The following is a 1721-nucleotide window of genomic DNA, read 5'->3' as shown; positions in this document are numbered from 1 at the left end:
ATATTAGTTTTTGCGCTTCCTATTCCACAATAGCTATATTTAGACGGTTTAATATTTTTTTCTTTGTATAACTCATTAAAAGCTAGTTTTAAGCCTTCGATTTCTATGGGGTCTCCAAGTGGTGTTCCTGTTCCGTGTGCTTCAATATAGCTAACATCTCTAGGATCTATATCTCCAGAGGTGTAAGCTTCTATTAATAATGCTTTTTGTGCTTCTGGATTTGGAGATGTTAACGTATTTGCCTTTCCGCCATGATTTACTGCGCTTCCTTTAATTACTCCATAGATGTAATCTCCAGCTTGCTCTGCTTTACTTAACTTTTTTAATACGACAATTCCAACACCTTCTCCTCTAACATATCCATTTGCTTCATTATCGAAAGTTTTACATTGCCCGTCTACACTTAACATGCCTGCCTGACTGTAAGATACAGTTAACTCTGGTCTTAACATTGTATGTACGCCTCCTGCTATTGCAATGTCACTTGTTCCGTTTTTAATACTTTTTACAGCTTGATCTACTGCTACTAAAGATGATGAACATGCTGTGTCTATTGCCTGACTTGGCCCATGTATATTTAATAAATAAGAGATTCTATTTGCTAAAATAGAACTGGCTGTACCAATTGCATCGTAGGCTTCTGCTTTTCCTTTTCTTGCTTCTCCAGATATGTGTGCGTAATCTGAGCCAGAGACACCAATATATATTCCTGTATTTGTTCCTTTTAATGCCGATGGTACTATGTTTGCGTCTTCTAAAGCTGTGTAAACACTTTCTAGTGTAATACGTTGTTGCGGATCCATTAGCTCTGCTTCAAAAGGACTAATTCCAAAAAATAGTGGGTCGAAATTACCAACTCCTTCTATAAAACCGCCCCATTTTGCTGTTGTTGTTTCTTCTGGATTTTTATTAAATGTTTTCCAATCCCATCGCTCTGTAGAAACTTCTGTGATGGTATTTTTATTTGCTTTTAAATTTTCCCAATAGGTGTCTAAGTTTGGTGCTCCTGGAAATCTACCACTAATTCCTACAATGGCAATATCTTCTTCTATAGAAGCGCTATATCCATTCCTTTTATTTTGTATTGTTGATGTTTCTATTCCTAAAAGATAATTAGTTAATGTGTCAACAGATTCTGTTCCATAAAACCGACTAGGGTTACTATCTATTTTGTGGTTTTCATATAAATATTCTGATAGTTCTTGATAGATTATTGATTCTATTCCTAACTCATTAAGCTTTGTGTCTTTTGTTAATGTATCAACCTCTAACACAGATTTCAAAAATTGTAATACAATTGTATTTAATGTCTTTTTATCTAAATCTGTTAGTGGCTTAGCGTTTAATGTTATTGGTGTTTTATAGTCAATTTTAGACTGTTTTATCTTTAAATCTTGTTGCTTTACTACTACTGGCTCTTTTTTAGCCTCTAAAGCATCACTGTTTTTTAATTGTTTTGTAGTGTATACTTTTGCTATTAATTGTTGATCTTTTGCTCTGTATAACGAACTGTGTAATGTTACTTCATCCTTTTTTTGTTCTAGTTTATTTAACTCGTAAATAAGTTTATCTCCAGAGTTAGCATTACCATAGTAGTGTATATCTCTTGAAATTACTCCTGCAATTTCTAACCAGTCTCCTTTTAATTGATATTGGTTTTTAATGTATTCACGCTCACATTTATCATTAATTTTTGGATAGCTAGCAAAATATAATAATCC

1 protein-coding gene is annotated in these 1721 nt (G+C 33.4%); it reads right to left on the bottom strand.

Annotated elements, in window-relative coordinates:
- The coding region (locus tag ACVC2P_RS12950) for a beta-ketoacyl synthase N-terminal-like domain-containing protein (protein ID WP_452598884.1) at positions 1-1721 on the bottom strand (1721 nt) is incomplete at both ends.

It is taken from the genome of Pontimicrobium sp. MEBiC01747 (assembly GCF_053601635.1).
The sequence above is the reverse complement of the archived record's forward strand: the minus strand, read 5'-3'. Positions and strand labels throughout refer to the sequence as shown.